This window comes from Micromonospora endophytica (assembly GCF_003236305.1).
Classification (GTDB): Bacteria; Actinomycetota; Actinomycetes; order Mycobacteriales; family Micromonosporaceae; genus Micromonospora; species Micromonospora endophytica.
In genome coordinates, this window is sequence record NZ_POTX01000021.1 from 25,935 (window position 1) to 43,629 (window position 17,695).

The 17,695-nt window shown below is 71.9% G+C and carries 15 protein-coding genes; 11 read left to right on the plus strand and 4 right to left on the minus strand.

Translation table 11 applies throughout. The features are described from left to right. Positions 1-344: 344 nt before the first annotated feature. Positions 345-1,103, minus strand: a complete 759-nt coding sequence (locus tag C1I93_RS05365) for a helix-turn-helix domain-containing protein (RefSeq protein ID WP_111242111.1) — start codon at positions 1,101-1,103, stop codon at positions 345-347. A gap of 148 nt (positions 1,104-1,251) precedes the next feature. Here C1I93_RS05365 and C1I93_RS31380 point away from each other — a divergent pair, with 148 nt between their 5' ends. From C1I93_RS31380 to C1I93_RS05380, 3 genes are read left to right on the plus strand one after another with little or no spacing between them, the layout of a single operon-like run. Next, entirely contained in the window at positions 1,252-1,419 is a 168-nt protein-coding gene (locus tag C1I93_RS31380; RefSeq protein ID WP_181445020.1) for a hypothetical protein, read from the plus strand. Further along, complete coding sequence (locus tag C1I93_RS05375) at positions 1,409-2,587, plus strand: helix-turn-helix domain-containing protein (RefSeq protein ID WP_223256462.1); 1,179 nt, start codon at positions 1,409-1,411, stop codon at positions 2,585-2,587. The genes C1I93_RS31380 and C1I93_RS05375 overlap by 11 nt, the downstream gene beginning before the upstream one ends. Positions 2,588-2,590: 3 nt before the next feature. After that, positions 2,591-2,806, plus strand: coding sequence for a hypothetical protein (locus tag C1I93_RS05380; RefSeq protein WP_111242095.1), 216 nt, complete (start codon positions 2,591-2,593; stop codon positions 2,804-2,806). 169 nt (positions 2,807-2,975) lie between these two features. Here the strand turns inward: C1I93_RS05380 and C1I93_RS05385 are convergent, their stop codons facing one another. After that, the gene (locus C1I93_RS05385; protein WP_111242096.1) at positions 2,976-3,413 is read right to left on the minus strand and encodes a hypothetical protein; all 438 of its coding nucleotides are present in this window, start codon (positions 3,411-3,413) and stop codon (positions 2,976-2,978) included. Between the two features lie 492 nt (positions 3,414-3,905). On the opposite strand from C1I93_RS05385, the gene C1I93_RS05390 reads away from it, so the two are divergent. Next, positions 3,906-4,976 (plus strand): TauD/TfdA family dioxygenase, encoded by a 1,071-nt coding sequence (locus tag C1I93_RS05390; RefSeq protein ID WP_111242097.1) that lies wholly within the window; start codon positions 3,906-3,908, stop codon positions 4,974-4,976. Positions 4,977-5,037: 61 nt separating this feature from the next. Here C1I93_RS05390 and C1I93_RS05395 read toward each other — a convergent pair whose 3' ends face one another. Next, a complete protein-coding gene (locus tag C1I93_RS05395) occupies positions 5,038-7,257 on the minus strand; it encodes a cytochrome P450/oxidoreductase (protein WP_146603428.1) in 2,220 nt (739 codons plus the stop codon). Positions 7,258-7,393: 136 nt separating this feature from the next. Then, complete coding sequence (locus tag C1I93_RS05400) at positions 7,394-8,476, minus strand: NAD(P)-dependent alcohol dehydrogenase (protein ID WP_111242099.1); 1,083 nt, start codon at positions 8,474-8,476, stop codon at positions 7,394-7,396. 72 nt (positions 8,477-8,548) lie between these two features. On the opposite strand from C1I93_RS05400, the gene C1I93_RS05405 reads away from it, so the two are divergent. From C1I93_RS05405 to C1I93_RS05435, 7 genes are all read left to right on the plus strand, one after another. Further along, a complete protein-coding gene (locus tag C1I93_RS05405) occupies positions 8,549-10,018 on the plus strand; it encodes an aldehyde dehydrogenase family protein (protein ID WP_111242100.1) in 1,470 nt (489 codons plus the stop codon). Continuing rightward, on the plus strand, positions 10,015-11,211 hold the full coding sequence (locus C1I93_RS05410; RefSeq protein WP_111242101.1) for a PucR family transcriptional regulator: 1,197 nt from the start codon (positions 10,015-10,017) through the stop codon (positions 11,209-11,211). The genes C1I93_RS05405 and C1I93_RS05410 overlap by 4 nt, the downstream gene beginning before the upstream one ends. Before the next feature lie 180 nt (positions 11,212-11,391). Further along, positions 11,392-12,408, plus strand: coding sequence for a zinc-binding dehydrogenase (locus tag C1I93_RS05415; protein WP_223256473.1), 1,017 nt, complete (start codon positions 11,392-11,394; stop codon positions 12,406-12,408). After that, positions 12,405-13,865: an amidohydrolase family protein gene (locus tag C1I93_RS05420; RefSeq protein ID WP_111242103.1), complete on the plus strand. Its 1,461-nt coding sequence runs from the start codon at positions 12,405-12,407 to the stop codon at positions 13,863-13,865. The genes C1I93_RS05415 and C1I93_RS05420 overlap by 4 nt, the downstream gene beginning before the upstream one ends. 12 nt (positions 13,866-13,877) lie before the next feature. Then, a complete protein-coding gene (locus tag C1I93_RS05425) occupies positions 13,878-14,957 on the plus strand; it encodes a BMP family ABC transporter substrate-binding protein (protein WP_111242104.1) in 1,080 nt (359 codons plus the stop codon). Between the two features lie 23 nt (positions 14,958-14,980). Next, positions 14,981-16,564, plus strand: coding sequence for an ABC transporter ATP-binding protein (locus tag C1I93_RS05430; RefSeq protein ID WP_111242105.1), 1,584 nt, complete (start codon positions 14,981-14,983; stop codon positions 16,562-16,564). After that, positions 16,561-17,695 (plus strand): ABC transporter permease (locus C1I93_RS05435; protein WP_111242106.1); only part of this gene is annotated, 1,135 nt, incomplete at its 3' end. The genes C1I93_RS05430 and C1I93_RS05435, both read left to right, overlap by 4 nt.

Here is a 17,695-nt window from a genome sequence, read left to right on the forward strand (position 1 = left end):
TCGCACATCAGCCGACGGAGGACAGGACGATGTGTTGGCTGCCTTCTGCCAACGGCAGCGGCCATCGCTGGGGGAGTCTGGGCGGTCCGGCGAGGCCGCACCCGTCGCTGACGTGCGCGGTCTGGGTCTATCCAATTGCCAAGCTGGGGGTCCGTGCGAAGGCCGAACGCTGGTGGCCCCGTTGCTGTCGACAGCAACGGTGACAGCAACAGGGCTGAACAGGGCGAGCCGAAGCCACCCGGCAACGGATCAACGCCCGACGTCAGAGACGTGCGCGGACGAGACCAGACGATGCGCCCAGAACTTACGAGCGAGAGGTCGAAGGTTCCTGCGGTGGCTGTGCACTACGTCGCCGACGTGTTGTAGCGGTCGAGTGTTGCCTTGGAGGTTGAGGCATCACGGAAGATGAGTTCCCATGGGCCGGTGTTGACGTCCATGTTCTTGCCGAACCCGACCCACTTGCCGGCCATTCGTCGGCCCGTGGGCTCGGCCAGGAGTTGGATTGCGCCGTGATACCGAGCGCCCCGGTAGTAGCCGGCGGGGTCGGTTTGCTCCACCCAGGTGCCGGTGATGACGGCACCGTCCACGGTGAGATCCAGCGACAGTGACGATGTCGCGGATCCCGGCAGGCTGCGTACGGTCAGTCGGTCGCCGTGCTGAAGTGCGACCACGAAGTGCTGTCCGGCGAAGGATTCTTCTCGGCCGCTTGAGTAGTACTGGTAGCGGCTGAGCCAGACGCCTTCATACGACTTGCGGACCGTGGCTGAGCTGGCTTTAGGCGTCGGTGTGGCCAGGCCGGACATGGGAGAGGTCAGGTCGTGGCCGCCGTGCTGGTCATCGGCGACGTGATCGCCGGACACGGCGGCGAAGCCGAGCAGCGAGATGGGTAGGCCGGTGACGACCTCCAGCGCGCGGGCATAGACGGGGCGTGGTGCGGCGATCGTGCCGGATTCCCAGCGCTGGACGAGCCGCTTGTTGGCGTCGTTGGGCTCGCCGACGCGGTGGCCGGCGGCCTGGAGGGCGCGCGCAAAGTCGTCCTGGCTCATCCGCATCCCGGTGCGGACGGCACGCAGGGCACTGTTCGGGACAGTCATGACCATCAGGGTAGCGATAGGTCGTCTAAATGTCGCCGGCAATGTGCCTGCTTTGTCGCGTCCTGTGTCATCGCAGGCAGGGACATTCAGGCGTCATTGTGGATGGCGCGCGACGGTTGAGCTTGCCGCCGTGCTTCTGCTAACAACGGAGGCGGGCATGACGGGCGATGGTGACGACCCGGCGGTGAGCCGGGGCGAGCAGATCCAAGAGGCGGAACGGGAGGCGGCGAAGCAGCGGATTCTTGCGCAGGCTGAGGCGGAGCGGATTCCGGTTGAGGAGACGACTCGGGCGGTGCCGGCTCGGTGGTGGCGTCGTGACGGGTGATCGGGTGCCGATCGGTCGGCGGGTGGCGTATCTGCGGGTGCGGCGGCGGTTGTCGCAGCAGGCGCTTGCGGACCGGCTCGGTAAGTCGAAGAGTTGGGTGGACAAGGTCGAGCGTGGGGTGCGGTCGTTGGAGCGGGTGTCGACCATCCGGGAGATCGCCACCGTGCTGCGGGTTGATGCCGCGACGTTGCTCGGCCGTGACGCGCGGCCCGCCAGCACGGCGGACGACAGCGAGGAGATCGCGCGGATCCGGGGTGCGTTGTCGGCGTACGAGGTGGTGCGTGATCGGCCGGGGCCGGTGCTGCCGGCCGATCGGGTGGCCCGGCAGGTCGGGTACGTGTGGACTGCGTACCAGCACGCCCGGTATCCGCAGGTGGTGGAGCTGTTGCCGAGGCTGTTGGGCGAGGTTCAGCGCACCTACGCCCGGGATCCGAGGGCTGGCCGCCTGGTGGTGGAGGCGTATCGGGTGACGGCGGCGCTGTTGGTGAAGCTGGACGAGGTGGATCTGGCGTGGCTTGCCGCAGATCGGGCGGTGGCTGCGGCTGCGGGTGACCGGGTGTTGGTGGCTGCTGCCGCCGTGCAGCTTGGGCAGGTGCTGCGGGCCTCGGCGCGGGCGCGGTCGGTGCTGCTGGCGGCGGCGTACCGGGTCGCTCCGCCGGATCTTGATGCCGGTACGGCGGGGGAGTTGTCGTTGTGTGGGGCGTTGTTGGTGCAGGCCGGGTTCGTGGCGGCCCGCTGCGGTGACGAACACGCGGCCGGTGACCTGTTGGACGAGGCGGCCGAGATGGCGGCTCGGGTGGGCGACGGATGTGACCTGCACCGGACGGCATTCGGGCCGACTGCTGTTGAGCTGGCCCAGGTTGCCGCTGCGGTCGAGTTTGGTGACGGGTCAGTGGCGGTCGCCCGGCATGAGCGGGCTGTCCGGCGAGACGGATGGCGACTGCTACCGGTGGAGCATCGGGCCGCGCATCTGATCGACGCCGCTCGCGCGTACCTACAGGTCGGCGATCCCGGGAACGCGGCTCGGGTGCTGCTGGATGCGGAGATCGTGGCACCGTACGAAGTGCGCCGTCGACCGGCGGGCCGGGACGTGCTCGCGGAGATCGCCCGTGATCCGTTGGCTCCGGCGGCGATCGGTGAGCTGGCGCTGAGCCTCGGGCTGGTGTGAGCGGTGACCGCGCCGTTCCTGTCGCTCGCGCAGATCCGTAACCGGTTGACCCTCGCCGGCCGGCGCACCCTCCGCGACCAGACGCGGCAGGAGGGACGGTGCCCGGCGTGCGGCGCTCCGGCGGCGGACGTGCTCCGAGGGCTGGAAGAAGGACAGCAGCGAAGTACAGCAGCCGTGCCAGCCGAACCCGACCGGCAGGAGCGCCACCAGGCCGGATGACCTCGTACGGCCCCCGATCCGACCGGCCTGCGGTGAGTCCACACCGAAGAGGTCACTGGTGCGATCGCTGTATCGCCCACACAGCCCGGTCGCCTACCGGCACGGTAACCAGGTTGAACGCGGCTTCAACCGGTGTAAACACTGGTGAGGGCCCGCCAATGGCTTCGGGTCAGGTCCGCTTGCGGCTCGCGATCTCGTCAGAGAGCTGCTGCACGCGGGCGGGGTCCGCGTCCCGGGCAAGGGCGACGTAGTGGTCCATGACAGCCGGCCGGTAGCGCACGGGCAACGTCTGTCCTGGGGCGAGTCGGGTGAGCTCGGTGATGGTGAGGTCTTCGTCTGCGATACCGCGGAACGAGATGCCGTCGGCGGTCTCCACGTCGAACATCAGGACCACGCGAGGGTTGCTGTTCACCTCCCGCCAGTCGACGAGAACGCCGAGCGCAAGCACTCCCGTACGAAGTTCCGCATTGCGCTTTCGTGCATCACTGCTCAGGAGCGGGTTTGGGGCGACGCCCGGGAAGTTGGGCCCGACGCCGAGCGATTCCCGACTCAGGTCGGGCCTGAGCTGCGCCATCAGATCGTTGACTTTCTTTTTCCAACCGAACATCCTGCCCCCTGACACCGGTGCCGGAATCTCGGCCTGGCGCTTCGCCCCGCGATCATACGTCGCCGGTCATTCCCTTCCGGCCCGGGCGTTTCGTCGGTTTCGGCAGGGCTCAGCGGGCGCGAGTTGCTTTGGGAGGATCTTGCTGTGGTCCTGCTGGGGACCGTCTTGCGAGACGCCGTCTCTATTGACGGTCAAAGGCTGGCTGGCTAGCCTGAGTGGCAACCCCAGCCGCAGGAGAATGCCATGATCCGAGTTCCGCAAGGCTCTGGATTGCTGGTGCGCGGCTACGAGGAACCGCTGCGGGTCAACCCGCCACGGGAAGGTATGCGCCCCGGGACCGCTGCCGGGGATCCGCAGACCCCGTTCTGACCGGCCGTCGTCGTCGGTGATCCGACGAGAACGACAGTAGCCGTCGGCGAGTGTCCGGGCGCGTGCAGTCGCGCCGGGCAACGTGCCGTTTCCCGCAGAACCGACACCTCGGAGCGCATCATCATGACCACAGCAATCGACCTCAGCCCGATCTCCGGCCCGTCCGCCTGGCGCGGTGACGAGCTGGTCAACTCCACCGAATGGATCTACCAGCTCAGCGACGCCGAGCGTACCGAGCTGGAGGAACTGGGCCGCCGGTTCGTCGCCGACGACCCCGACCTGCGTACCGTGACCGCCGCCGACTACCCGCTGTCGGCCTGTGTCGGGCTCAACGAGGAGTGCGCCCGGCAGATGGACAGCGGCCGGGGCTTCATTCTCGTCCGGGGCCTGCACACCGAGGAGTACGGCGACACCCTCGCCGCCGCCATCTTCTACGTGATGGGCCTGCACCTCGGCGTGCCGATGAAGCAGAACGAGATGGGCGACGTGCTCGACCACGTCATCGCCACCTCCAACAAGACCCTTGACGACCCGTCGGCGCTGCCGTCGCGGGTACGCGACCGGCTGCCGTTCCACTCCGACAGCTCCGACGTGGTCGCGTTGATGTGCCTGCGCGCGGCCCGGGCCGGCGGGGCGAGCAGCCTGGTCAGCGGCACCACCATCTACAACGAGATCCTGCGCCGCCGGCCCGACCTCGCGCCGCTGCTGTTCGAGCCGTTCCACTGGGACTGGTACAAGCAGGACCACGACGCGCCGGCCAAGACCTACGAGTCGCCGATCTGCAGCTACGTCGACGGCATCTTCAGCACCTACGCCGGCACCTCGATGATCTTCTCGGCCCAGGACTACCCCGAGGTGCCCCGCCTCACCGAGGCACAGATCGAGCTGCTGCACCTCTACGACGAGGTGGCCCAGGCGCCCGGCCTGGCGCTGGACATGGACTTCCAGCCGGGCGACGTGCAGTGGTTGCTGAACTACGCCGCGCTGCACTCGCGTACCGGGTATGTCGACTTCCCCGAGCCGCAGCGGCGGCGGCACCTGCTGCGGTTGTGGCTCAAGCGGGATGTCGGCCGGCCGCTGGTCGAGGGCTTCGGCAAGAACGTGGTGACCGAACGCGGCACCGAGGCCGCGGTGGCCGGTGGCCGGTTCCGGATCGCCGAGGCCGCCGAGCCGAACTTCGAGTGGGGCAACTGACCTCACGGTACTGCCGCGGCCCGCAGCGCCCCACCGACGTGGCGCTGCGGGCCGCTCGCTGCTACAGGTCCAGGACCAGTCGGTCGGAGGTGCACCGGCCGACGCAGATCATCATGCTGCGTCCCGCCTGCCGTTCCTCCTCGGTGAGCAGCGAGTCGCGGTGTTCGGGCGTACCGGCCAGCACCCGGGTCTCGCAGGCCCCGCAGTAGCCCTTCTCGCAGTCGTAGGTCAGGCCCGGCACCGCCGCGCGCAGCACCTCGATCAGCCGCTTCTCCGGCGGGACGGACAGGGTCACCCCGGTCCGGGCCAGGTGCACCTCGAAGGCGGTGTTGGTCGCCGGATCGAAGGCGACCTCGAGGTCGTCACCGGCGGTGAACCGCTCCACGTGCAGCTGTCCCGCCCGGCCGGTCCGGTCGCAGGCCCGCTGCACCGCATCGATCATGGCGCCGGGGCCGCAGCAGTAGATTGCGGTGTCCGCGCCGGTGCCGCCGATCAGCCCGTCCAGGTCCGGCAGGCCGGCCTCGTCCTGGGGCAGCAGCGTGGCCCGGTCGCCGGCCACCGCCCGCAGCTCCTCGGCGAAGGCCATCGAGACGGCGCTGCGCCCGCCGTACACCACCCGATACGGCAGTTGACGGCGGGCCGCCGCGCGGACCATCGCCAGGATCGGGGTGACGCCGATGCCGCCGGCGAGGAAAAGGTAGTCGGGGGCGTCGACGAGGGGGAAGTGGTTGCGCGGGCCGCGCACGGTGAGGGCGGCACCGGTGGCCGCCACCGCGTGCAGTTCGGCGGAACCGCCGCGCCCGGCGGTCTCCCGCAGCACCCCGATGCGGTACCTGTCGGCCTGCTCGGGATCACCGCAGAGGGAATACTGCCGGACCCGTCCGGAGGGCAGCCGGACCTCCAGGTGCGCGCCGGGTGCCCAGGACGGCAGGGGATCCCCGGTCGCCGCGCGCAGGCGTACGTCGATGACGCCCTCGGCGGCGGCGGTGACGGTCTCGACGACCAGATCCAGCTCGACGGCGCGGCCGAGCGCGGCGGTACGGGTGCCGGTGGCGCGCGGACCCGGGGTGAACACGGCCGGGATCGCGTCCCACCCGGTCTGGTTGCCGTGCGTCGGGTAACCGACCAGGCCCTCCTCGACGACCCGGTAGTCCGGCAGCCGGGTGAGGATCTGCGTGATCATCTCGCGGAACATCAGCCGGGCGAGGTGGGCCCCGGCGCAGCGGTGGCTGCCGATGCCGAAGCTGAGGTGCCGGGCGGCGTCCCGGTCGAGGTCGACCCGCTCGGGCTCGGCGAAGACCGCCGGGTCGTGGTTGGCCGCCACCCAGGGGATGAGCACCCGCTCTCCGGCGCTGACCGGGCAGCCGCCGACCTCGGTGTCGGTGCGGGCGGTACGGGCCATCGACTGGGACGGCGCGAAGACCCGGAGGAACTCCTCGGTGGCGTTGGTCAGCAGGTCGGGTGAGTCGATCAGGCGTTGCCGCTGCTCCGGGTGCCGGCTGAGGTGCACCAGGGTCGACCCGGTCAACGAGGTCGTGGTGTCCACGCCGCCAGCGATCAGCAGCCCGATCACCGAGACCAGCTCGTCGACGGAGAACAGCTCGCCGTCCGGGCGGCGTTGCGCCGCCAGGTAGCTGACCGCGTCGGCGGCGGGTGCGGCGCGCCGCTCGGCGACCAGCTCACGGATCCGCTGGTCCAGGTAGGCCAGCCCTTCGGCCCCCCGCCGGGCCCGTTCGCTGCCGGGCAGCGCGGCGAAGATGTCGTGGATCGGCCCGGCCAGCCGGGCCCAGTCGGCCTCCGGAAAACCCAGCCAGTCGAGGGTCACCGCGGCCGGCAGTGGGTTGGTCAGGTCCCGGACGAAGTCGACAGAGCCGGCTTCGATGAAGGCGTCCACCACGCGGGTGGTGTGCCGGGCCACCATCGGGGCCAACTCGGCCACGGCGTCCTGGGTGAGCAGGGGGTTGATCAGGTCCCGGTAGCGGGTGGCCGCCGGCGGGTCCAGCTCGATCGGGTACTGCTCCAGGCCGGGCCCCCGGGGGATGACGATGGCGGTGCCCTCGCCGCCCGCGGTGGCGCGGGCGGAGGAGAAGGTGTCGTCGTCGCGGGCGACCCGGACCACGTCGGCGTACCGGGTGGTGTAGACGAATCCGCCGTGCGTGTCGGTCCGGCCCACCGGGCAGGTTTCCCGGTAGGCCCGGTAGTAGGCGGTCGGGGCGGCGTTGCACTCGGCCGAGTGGTGGTCGAAGGACGCGGTGGCGGTGCCGTGTTGTGCTGCGGTCATCGGGGCGAGCTCCACAGGTGCGGGACGCTGCGCGGTGTTGCCCAGCCGCGCCACTGGGTGTCTGACGCCGAGCGTAATGCGCCTCACATTACGAGACAATGTTTCAGTGTGAGATACGCACGTGTCGATCCGAAGATCAGAAGGTGAGCACTGCCTTGCCGACCTCGCCCGCGCGTACCGCGGCCACCGCCTCGTTGATGCGGGCGAACGGGAAGTAGGTGATCAGCCGGTCCACCGGGAAGTTCCCGGCGGCGTGCAGCTCCAGCAGCCTCGGCAGGAACGCCTGCGGCACACTGTTGCCGCCGATGATGCCGGTCACGGTGCGGCCGTTGAGGATGCTGCGCCAGTCGAAGCTCATCCGCTCGCTCGGTCCCACGCCGACCACCCCGCACCGGCCCAGCGGCCCGAGTGACTCGACAGCGGTACGCAGCACGTCCTCCCGGCCGGTGGTGTCGATCGCGACGTCGAAGCCGTGTGGCGCGATGGCGGAGAGCAGTTCCCGAGGATCGCCGGCGGTGGAGTGCACGCCATGGGTCGCGCCGAGCAGCTTGGCGGTGTCCAGCTTGGCGGCGTTGACGTCGACGGCGGCCACCACGGCGCAGCCGGCGGCGCGCGCGGCCAGCACGGCGGCGACGCCCACCGCGCCGGCGCCGAAGACCACGAGCGACGAGCCGACCTCGGGGCGGAGCACGTTGAGCACCGCGCCGGCTCCGGTGCCGAAACCGCAGCCGAACGGGCCGACCACCCGCAGGTCGATCTCCTTGCCGATGGGCACCACCGCGCGGGCCGGGGCCACCACGTGCGTGGCGAACGACGACTGGCCGAGAAAGTGGCCGTTGACCGGCTGGCCCGAGCGGGACAACGCGGAGCTGCCGTCGGGTCGCCGGCCGGTGAAGTTGACCCCGTCGAAGTGGCGGCAGTAGGCGGGGCTGCCGCCCAGGCAGAGCGGGCAGGTGCCGCAGGAGGCGAAGCTCATCGCCACGTGGTCGCCGACCGCCACGCCGCTGACGCGTGCCCCGACCTGCTCGACCACGCCGCTGCCCTCGTGGCCGAGCACCGCCGGGGTGGGGAAGAAGTTGGCGAACTCCAGGTCGGTGCCGCAGATGCCGACGCTGTCCACCCGGACCAGCACCTCGTCCGGACCCGGTTCGCCCAGCTCGATCTCTTGGAGGGTGAACGGTGCTCCCGCGCGCTCCAACACCGCCGCAGTGATCCGCATCAGCCCTCCCGGTGACTCACAAAGCGAGACTGCATATTGACATGCGAAACGTTGAGGGTCAAGGATCACCTCATGGCTGACCTGGACATCCCGCCCGCCCGCCAGCTCATCGACGGTTCCTGGACCCCGGCTGCCGACGGCGGCGAGCTGCCGGTGCTCGACCCCGCCACCCGGGAGCCCATCCAGTCGGTGGCCCGGGGCCGCGCCACCGACGTGGACCTGGCCGTCGCCGCCGCCCGGCGGGCCTTTCCCGCCTGGGCCGCGACGTCGCCCAGCGAACGCGGGGCGATCCTGCGCCGCTGGGCCGACCTGATCGCCGCCCAGGTCGACACCCTGGCCGACTACGAGGCCCGTGACGTGGGCAAACCCCGCTCCGGTGGTCGCCTCAACATGTACATCGCGCAGGGCATCATCGACTACTTCGCCGGTGCCGCCGACAAGCTCACCGGGGTCACCCTGCCCACCCGTACGCCTGACTTTCTCGGGTTCACCCGGCCCGAGCCGTACGGGGTCTGCGCGGTGGTCATCCCGTGGAACGTGCCCGCCGTGCTCACCGCGGCCAACGTGGCCCCGGCGCTGGCCGCCGGCAACACGGTCGTGCTGAAGCCCTCGGAGGTCGCGCCGCTCTCCCCGTTCGCCCTCGCCCAACTCGCCCACCAGGCCGGACTACCGCCGGGCGTGCTCAACGTGGTCACCGGCCTCGGGCCGGAGGCGGGGGAGGCCCTCACCGGGCACCCCGACATCGACCACATCAGCTTCGTGGGCTCGACCGGGACCGGGCGGGCCGTGATGCGGGCCGCCGCGCAGCACCTGGTGCCGGTGAAACTGGAGCTGGGCGGCAAGTCGCCGAACGTGGTCTTCGCCGACGCCGACCTGGACGTGGCGATCCCGGCGATCATCGCCTCGATCACCGAGAACGCCGGGCAGAACTGCTACGCCGGATCCCGGCTGCTGGTGGAGGAGCCGATCCGGGCCGAGGTGGTCGAGCGGGTGGCCGCCGGCATGGCGGCGGTCCGGCTCGGCCCCTGGGACCAGGACCTCGACATGGGCCCGCTGGTCAGCCAGGCCCAGTACGACCGGGTACGCGGCTTCCTGGCCGAAGCGCCGGCCGCCGGGGCACGGCTGGTCACCGGTGGGGAAGCGGCGGCGGGACAGCACGGTGCCGGCTGGTACGTCACCCCTACCGTCTTCGACCAGGTGGACTCCGGCATGCGGCTGGCCCGCGAGGAGGTCTTCGGCCCGGTGCTGGCGGTGCAGGGGTTCCGTGGGCCGCAGGAGGCGGTGGCGCTGATGAACGACACCGACTTCGGCCTGCTGGCCTGCGTGTGGACCAACGACGTGTCACGGGCGCTCCGGGTCGCCGGGCAGGCGCGCGTCGGGCAGGTGGCGGTCAACCAGTTCCACGACGTCGGGGTGATCGGCTTTCCGTTCAACATGCAGAAGGACAGCGGGTTCAGCCGGGGCGGCGGCTACGCGGCGCTGCGCGAGTACACGCAGGAGAAGGCGGTCGCCGTACGGCTGCTCGACCGTCCGGCGGGATGAGCCGACCCGGCGGGCAGCAGGCGTCGCGGCCCCGGCTGGCGGTCGCCACCGGTCCGGCGCCGGCCGCGTTCGCCCAGTGGCTCGCCGAACTCGCCTTCGGCGGCGCGGACTGGAGCGCGCTGCTGGTGGCGTTGGCCGACCAGACCGGGGCGGCCTGCCGGCTGGTCACCGAGGCCGGGACACTGCTCGCCGCCAGCGACGGGGTGCGCGGCTCGCGCGGCGGCGCGGATCCCGGTGACCTGCGCCGGGCGTTGGCCCCGGGGCGGGGCGGTGGCGCGGACCGGGTCCGCTGCGCCGACGGGTGGACCGGGGTCGCCGTGGCCGTCGGCGCGGGTCCGCGCCGCCTCGGCGCGTTGCTGGTGGCCGCACCGGTCAGCCCGGAACACCTCGACCTGGCGCGCGCGGCGGCCACCGCCCTGCTGATCGAGGCGGTACGCCGGGAGTCGTCACCGCCGGACCTCGCCGAGGCCGCCACGGTGCTGCGGGCGTTGCGCCAGGGCGTCGGCGACCCGTCCACCGGCCGAGGCGCTGACGATCTGCTCCGGGCGGGCGCGGCGCACGGATGGCGACTGGACCAGCCGCACGCCGGGGTGGCGATCGGCTACACCGGCACCCAGCATCGACGCTGGGCGTCCGCGTTGAACTGGCTGGACCGGCCCGTCCTGGTGGAGGGGGCGGTGGCGTGGACGCTGCTGGCGGGGAACGTGGACCGCGAGGTGACGGTGCTGCGTACCCGGCTGGATCAGCTCGTCGGCGCGGGACTGACCCGGGTGGCCAGCGGTCCCGTGGTCAGTGGTGCGGCCCGGACGGTCTCCTCCTTCCGGGACGCCGACCGGTTGCTGCGGTTGCTGTTGCGCCAACCGGGGGAACGGCCGGAACTGCCGTTCAGCGCCGCCGGGCTGGGCCAACTGCTGCTCGCGGTGCCGGAGGAACGACTGCGCTGGTTCGTCGACCGGCACCTGGGGCCGATCACCCATCGCGAGGACCTGCTGAGCACCCTGGACTGCTGGCTGGCGACGGGGGGAAGCCGGCAGGCGGTCAGCGAGCGGCTGCATCTGCACCGCAACTCGGTGGGCTACCGGGTGGGTCTGATCAAGCGTCTGCTCGGGGTCGACCCGCTCGATCCGCGTACCGCCCCGGTGCTGCGTACCGCGTTGGCCGCGCGCGAACTGCTTGCCGCTGACGCCGGTTGACGCCCTGGTCGGCCGGGTTGTGGCGGGCACAAGGTCACAGTTGGTTCGCCGGTTCGGCTCTTTTGATACAGGCCGTTGACATGCCGCCTTACCGCAGGCAGAGTACGTCGCTAAGCAGCGCGAATCACAATGCAAGATGGCATATCGCTTGGTAGGTAGGGGAGGTGTGACGTGCGGGCAATGGTGCAGACCGGTTTCGGTGGCGTCGACGTCGTACGCCTGAGTCAATTGCCCGACCCCGCGCCCGGCCCGGCCGAGGTCGTCATCCGGGTGCACAGCGCGGCACTGAACCAGCTCGACCTGCTCCAGCGGCGCGGCACCACCCGGCTCCCCGGCTTCCGGCTGCCCCACGTCGGGGGCATGGACGTCGCCGGTGAGGTCGCCGCCGTCGGTGTCGAGGTGACAACGGTACGCCCCGGCGACCGGGTGCTCGTCGACCCGACCATCGGCTGTCACACCTGCCCCACCTGCGCAGACGGCGACCCGGGCAACTGCCCGGCGCTCGCGGTCGTCGGCGGCAACCGGCCCGGTGGCTTCGCCGAATACGTGAGCGTGCCCGCCACCGTGACGCACCGCCTGCCCGCACACGTCGACCTGGCCGAGGCCGCCGCGCTGCCGACGGCCTGGAGCCTCGCCTGGCACGCGGTGCAGCGGGTCGGTGCGGTGGCCGCCGGCGAGACGGTGCTGATCCACGGCGCCGCGAGCGCGGTCAGCGTGGCCGCCATCCAACTCGCCCGGCGGGCCGGCGCTCAGGTGATCGCGACGGGCCGCACCGAGGCCAAGCGCGCCCTCGCCGCCGAACTCGGCGCCGACGCGGTCCGCGGCGACGAGCAGACCGTCACCGAGGTCCGGGAACGCACCGGCGGTCACGGCGTCGACGTGGTGATCGACCACGTCGGCAGCGCCACCTGGCCCACCTCGCTGGCCAGCCTCCGCCGCGGCGGGCGGCTCGTGCTGCTCGGCAACACCACAGGCGACCAGGTGAGTTTCTCCCTCGCCGACGTCTACCGGCGCGGGCTGCGGCTGCTCGGCGCGGGCGCGTACACCCCGGCTGACTTCGCCGCGATGCTCGACGCGTACCTCGCCGGTGGGCTGCGGGTGGTGCGGGCCGCCGAGTACCCGCTGGCCGAGCTGCCCGCGGCCTACCGGCGCCAGGAGACCGGCGACGCCCTCGGCAAGATCCTCGTGCGGCCATGACCAGCACCCCGGCCGCGCCGCCTGCCGCCTCCCGCCCCGCCGACCTGCTCGTGGTGGGTGCCGACCTCGTCACCATGGCCCCGGGCCGGGAGGTGGTCACCGCCAGCACCGTGGCGATCGCCGACGGCCGGATCGCGGCGATCGGACCGGCGGCGGCGTTGCGCGCCGCGTACCCCGGCACCCCGGAACTCGACGCCACCGGCTGCGTCGTGGTGCCCGGCCTGGTCAACGCCCACCAGCACACCACCGCCGACCCGTTGGTGCGCAGCACCATCCCCGACGACGTGCCCGCCCAGCGGGCGATCTTCGACTGGATCGTGCCGCTGCACGCCGCGGTCGACGGCGACGACGACGAACTGTCGGCCACCCTCACCGCCGTCGAGGCGCTCAGCCACGGCGTGACCACGCTGCTGGAACCCGGCACGGTGGCCCACCCGACGCGGGTCGCCCGGGGGTTGCGCACCGCCGGGATCCGGGCCCGCGTGGGGTGCTGGGGCTGGGACACACCCGGCGCGCCGTACGCGCTGCCGGCCGCCGACGCGCTCGCCGCACAGGCCGACACCGTCGCCGCTCTCGCCGGAGACGCCCTGGTGACCGGCTGGATCACCCTGGTCGGCCACGACCTGGCCAGCGACGAGCTGTTCACCGGGGCGGCCGAGCTGGCGCAGCGGCTGGACGTGCCGATGACCTGGCATCTGTCGCCCGGTCCGGAGGACGCCGTCGCGTACGCCGCCGCCGGCCGCGCCCGGCCGGTGCTGCACCTGCGGGAGCTGGGTGTGCTCGGCCCCCGGCTGCTGCTCGGCCACGCGGTCTGGCTCGACGACGCCGAGGTCACCGCGCTCGTCGAATCCGGCACCGCCGTCGCCTCCTGTCCCGGCGCCTACCTGCGGCTCGGCCAGGGATTCAGCCGTGCCGGGCGGCACACCGAGCTGCGTCGGGCCGGTGGCCGGCTCGCGCTGGGCACCGACTCGCACAACGCCGGGGACACCCCTGACGTGTGGCGGGCCGCGCGCCTCTTCGCCGGCCTGGAACGCGACCGTGGCGTCGCTGACCCGCTGCGCGCCGACGAGGTCTTCGCCCTGGCCACCGTCGACGGCGCCGCCGCCGTCGGGCTCGGGGACACCATCGGCTCGATCGAGGTCGGCAAGGCTGCCGACCTGGTCGTGCTGGACACCCGCACGATCGCCTGGATCCCGCGCGGTGACCTGCCCACCCAGCTGGTCTGGGGAGCGGTCGGGCACAGCGTGCGGGACGTACTCGTCGACGGCCGGGTGGTGCTCCGTGACCGGCGGATCACCACCGTCGACGTCGACGCTCTGCGCGAGGAGGCCGCCGATCGACGGGCCGCCCTGCTGCGCCGCTCCGGAATCGATATCTCCCCTCGCTGGCCCACCGTGCCGGCGACCGACTACCGCGCGTGCCGGCCCCCCTCGGCCAGCACGCCGCCCCTGATGTGAAGGGAACGCGTGATGAACATTCGAATCGGACGTGGCCCGGCCGCGGTGCTCGCCAGCACCATGGCGCTGACGCTGTTCGGCTGTGCCAGCAACGACGCCACCGCCCCGACGACGGCCAGCTCCGACGGCGGCGGAACGACCCAGGAGGGTCAGCCCGACGTCAACGGTGACGGCAAGGTGGTGATCGGGGTGCTCAGCCCCGGTGACATCAACGACAACGGCTACTACGAGAGCTTCGTGATCGGCGCCGACAAGTTCGCCGCCGAGCAGGGCTGGCAGGTCATCAAGCGCGGCAGCGTGCCGCCCACCGAGGCACTCAGCGCCGCCCGGGCCCTCTGCCAGCAGGGCGTGGACATGGTGGCGCTCGGCGCCTCCGAGCTGAAGGACGCCATCCCCGCCTCCGAGGAGGCGGTCTGCGCCAAGACGGCCTGGTACGTGCCGTCGTCGGAGAACATCCCGCAGAGCCCGCGGGTGACGCTGGCCAGCGACGACCCCAACCAGAGCATGCTCGCCGCCGGATACGCCGCCGGCCTGCTGCTGAAGGAGAAGAACGGCACCAAGGCCGGTTTCGTCACCGGCATGGAGGCCGACTTCTCGGTGAACGCCGCCAAGGCGTTCAAGGCAGGTATCCGGATGGTGGTGCCCAGCGCCGACCTGGTGATCACGTACACCGGTGACTTCAACGACTCGGCGAAGGCCCGCGAGGCCGTCCAGGCACAGACCAGTCAGGGCGTCCAGGTGGTGTACCCGTACCTGGGTGGGGCCACCGACGCCGCGGCCAAGCTGGCCAACGAGCGGGGCGTGCTGACCCTCACCCCGGGCACCGACAGGTGCGACTCGACCGACCCGCGCTTCGACATCTCGGTCATCTTCGACCCGGGCGCGTACTTCACGGCCGCGCTGGAGCTGTTCGCCAAGGGCGAGATGCAGCTCGGCACCACCAAGCGGTGGGAACTCGGCAAGGACCCGTACCCCGCGATCAAGATCTGCAACGCGACGCCGGAGCAGACCACGCAGATGGACACCTTCGCCTCCGACGTGGCCAGCGGCAAGATCGACACCGAAGCGGAAGTCGCCCGCCTCGGCTCCTGACCCCTGCCCCGACGAGCCACGAGGTGGAACGGACTGTGGACGTCCACGACCAGCTCCCGCCGGCCCTCACCCTGAGCGGGGTCAGCAAGCGCTACGGTCCGGTCGTCGCCTGCGACGCCGTGGATCTGACCGTCCGGCCCGGTGAGATCCACGGCCTGCTCGGCGAGAACGGCGCCGGCAAGTCGACCCTGATGAAGATCCTGCTCGGGCTGGTGCAGAAGGACTCGGGCACCATCCGGCGCGGCGCCGCACCGGTGGAGATCGACAGTCCGCAGGTCGCGGCCGAACTCGGCCTGGGCATGGTGCACCAGCACTTCAGCCTGATCGAACCGCTCACCGTCTGGGAGAACGTCATCCTCGGCGACACCGGGCGGGTCGATCGGGCGGTGGCCTGCGCCCAGGTCGAGGAGGTCGGCAGGCGGTACGGCCTGCCGATCGACCCGCTGGCCCGGGTGGACCGGCTCTCGGCCGGCGAACGACAACGCGTCGAGCTGATCAAATGCCTGCGGCGTGACCCGTCGGTGCTGATCCTCGACGAGCCGACCTCGGTGCTCACCCAGGCCGAGTCGGCCGAGTTGTTCACCGTGCTGCGCCGTGCGGTGCGGGCCGGTGACCGGGCGGTCATCCTGATCAGCCACAAGCTCGCCGAGATCATGGCCGCCACCGACCGGGTGACGGTGCTGCGCCGGGGCGGGGTGGCCTTCCAGGGCACGACAGCGGACACCACCGCCCAGCAACTGGCCCGGCAGATGGTCGGGCGGGAGGTGTCGCTGCGTACCGAGAGCGCGGCGCTCGGCCTGCTGCCGGTGGAACCGGTGCCGGCTGCCGCGACCGCCGAATCGCCGGCCGACAACGCCGGGAACCCGCCCGGCCTGCGGGTGAGCGGGGTACGCCTGCGGGTCGGCGGGCTGCCGGTGCTCGACGGCCTCACCCTCGATGTGGCACCCGGCGAGATCGTCGGCCTCTACGGGGTGGAGGGCAACGGGCAGGCCGCCCTCGGCGAGGTGCTGTCCGGGCTGCTGGTGCCGGAGTCCGGCACCGTCGAGGTCGCCGGTCGCGCCGTCGACCTGGCCCGACCCGGCGCGCTGCACGAGGCCCGCCTCGGCATCGTGCCTGAGGACCGGCACCACTGCGGTGTCGTCCTCGACATGAGCGTGGCGGAGAACCTGGTGATGAAGTCGCTGGCCACGGTCACCACCCGGGGGGTGCTCAGCCGGCGCCGGATGCACCGGATCGCGGTGCGGCAGATGGCCGAGTTCAACGTGGTGGCCCCGTCGCCGGACACCCCGCTGCGCAGCCTCTCCGGTGGCAACCAGCAGCGGGTGGTGCTGGCCCGCGAGCTGTCCGCCGACCCGAGGGTGCTGGTGGCCGCGCAGCCCACGCACGGTCTGGACGTCGGCGCGATCGAGGACATGTACATGCGGCTGCGGCAGGCCGCGGCGAACGGGGTGGCGGTCCTGCTGATCTCCACCGAACTGGAGGAGGTGATGGCCCTGGCACACCGGATCGCGGTGATCTCCGCCGGGCGCGTCGTCGGGGTCCTGCCCACCGCCGAGGCCACCGCCGAACGCCTCGGGATGCTTGTCGGCGGGGTGAGCCAGGAATGACGAACGTCGGCACCGACACCACCGGCCAGCGGCTGCTGGCCCGGCTCAACCCCGGCCCGGGTGGCTGGCAGGTCAGCGCCGCCACGCTGGCCTCGGTGGCCGTGGCGCTGGGCCTGTCCGCCCTGCTGATCGCGGTCACCGGCGGCTCCCCGGCCGCCTCCACCCTGGCGCTCTACCAGGGCAGCATGGCCAACGCGGCGGCGTGGAGCACCACCCTGCTGTACGTCGCGCCGCTGCTGCTGGTGGCGGTGGGCGCCTGCGTCAGCGCCCGCTCCGGCTTCTTCAACATCGGCCAGGAGGGGCAGGTGCTCATCGGGGCGCTCTGCGGCGCCTGGGCGGGGCTGCGGCTGGCCGTACCCGGACCGTTCCTGCTGGTCGTGGTGCTGGCTGCCGCGCTCGTGGGTGCCGGCGCCTGGGCCGGCCTCAGCGCCCTGATGTACCGGTTCCGCGGCGTCAACGTGGTGGTCAGCACCATGCTGTTGACCTTCCTGGCGCAGCAACTCGTCTCCTTCGCGGTGAACACCCCCTGGTTGTTGCAGGAGTCCCGGCTGGGCCAGGGCACGCTTTCCGCGCAGTCCAACCCGCTGCCGGCGAACGCCCGGCTCGACTCCGTCGGCGAGTACCCGAACCTCCAGGTCAACGGCGGACTGGTGCTGGCCCTGCTGGTGGCGGTCCTGTTCACCCTGGCGATCGCCCGTACCCGATGGGGTTTCCGGCTGACCATGACCGGTCGCAACCCGGCGGCGGCCCGGCACGCGGGCGTGCGGGTCGGCGCCATGGGCGGGATGGCACTGGCCATCTCGGGGGCGCTCGCCGGTCTCGCCGGGGCGCTGCTGCTGACCAGCCCGGTCGGCACCAACCGGCTGCAACCCGGGATGTCGCTGAACATCGGGTGGGACGGCCTGCTGGTGGCCCTGGTCGCCCGCAACCACCCGTTGCTTGCCGTCCCGGTCGCGGTGCTGTTCGGAGTGCTCCGGGCGGGCGGTGGGTTCCTCGCCGCCACCGGCGTGCCCTCGTTCCTGGTCGACGTGGTCAAGGCCCTGCTGGTGCTCGCCTTCGTGGCACCGCCCGTGGTGATCGCCATGCGCCGCCGCCGCGCCACCGCACCGGCACCCGCCCGGACCGCCACCC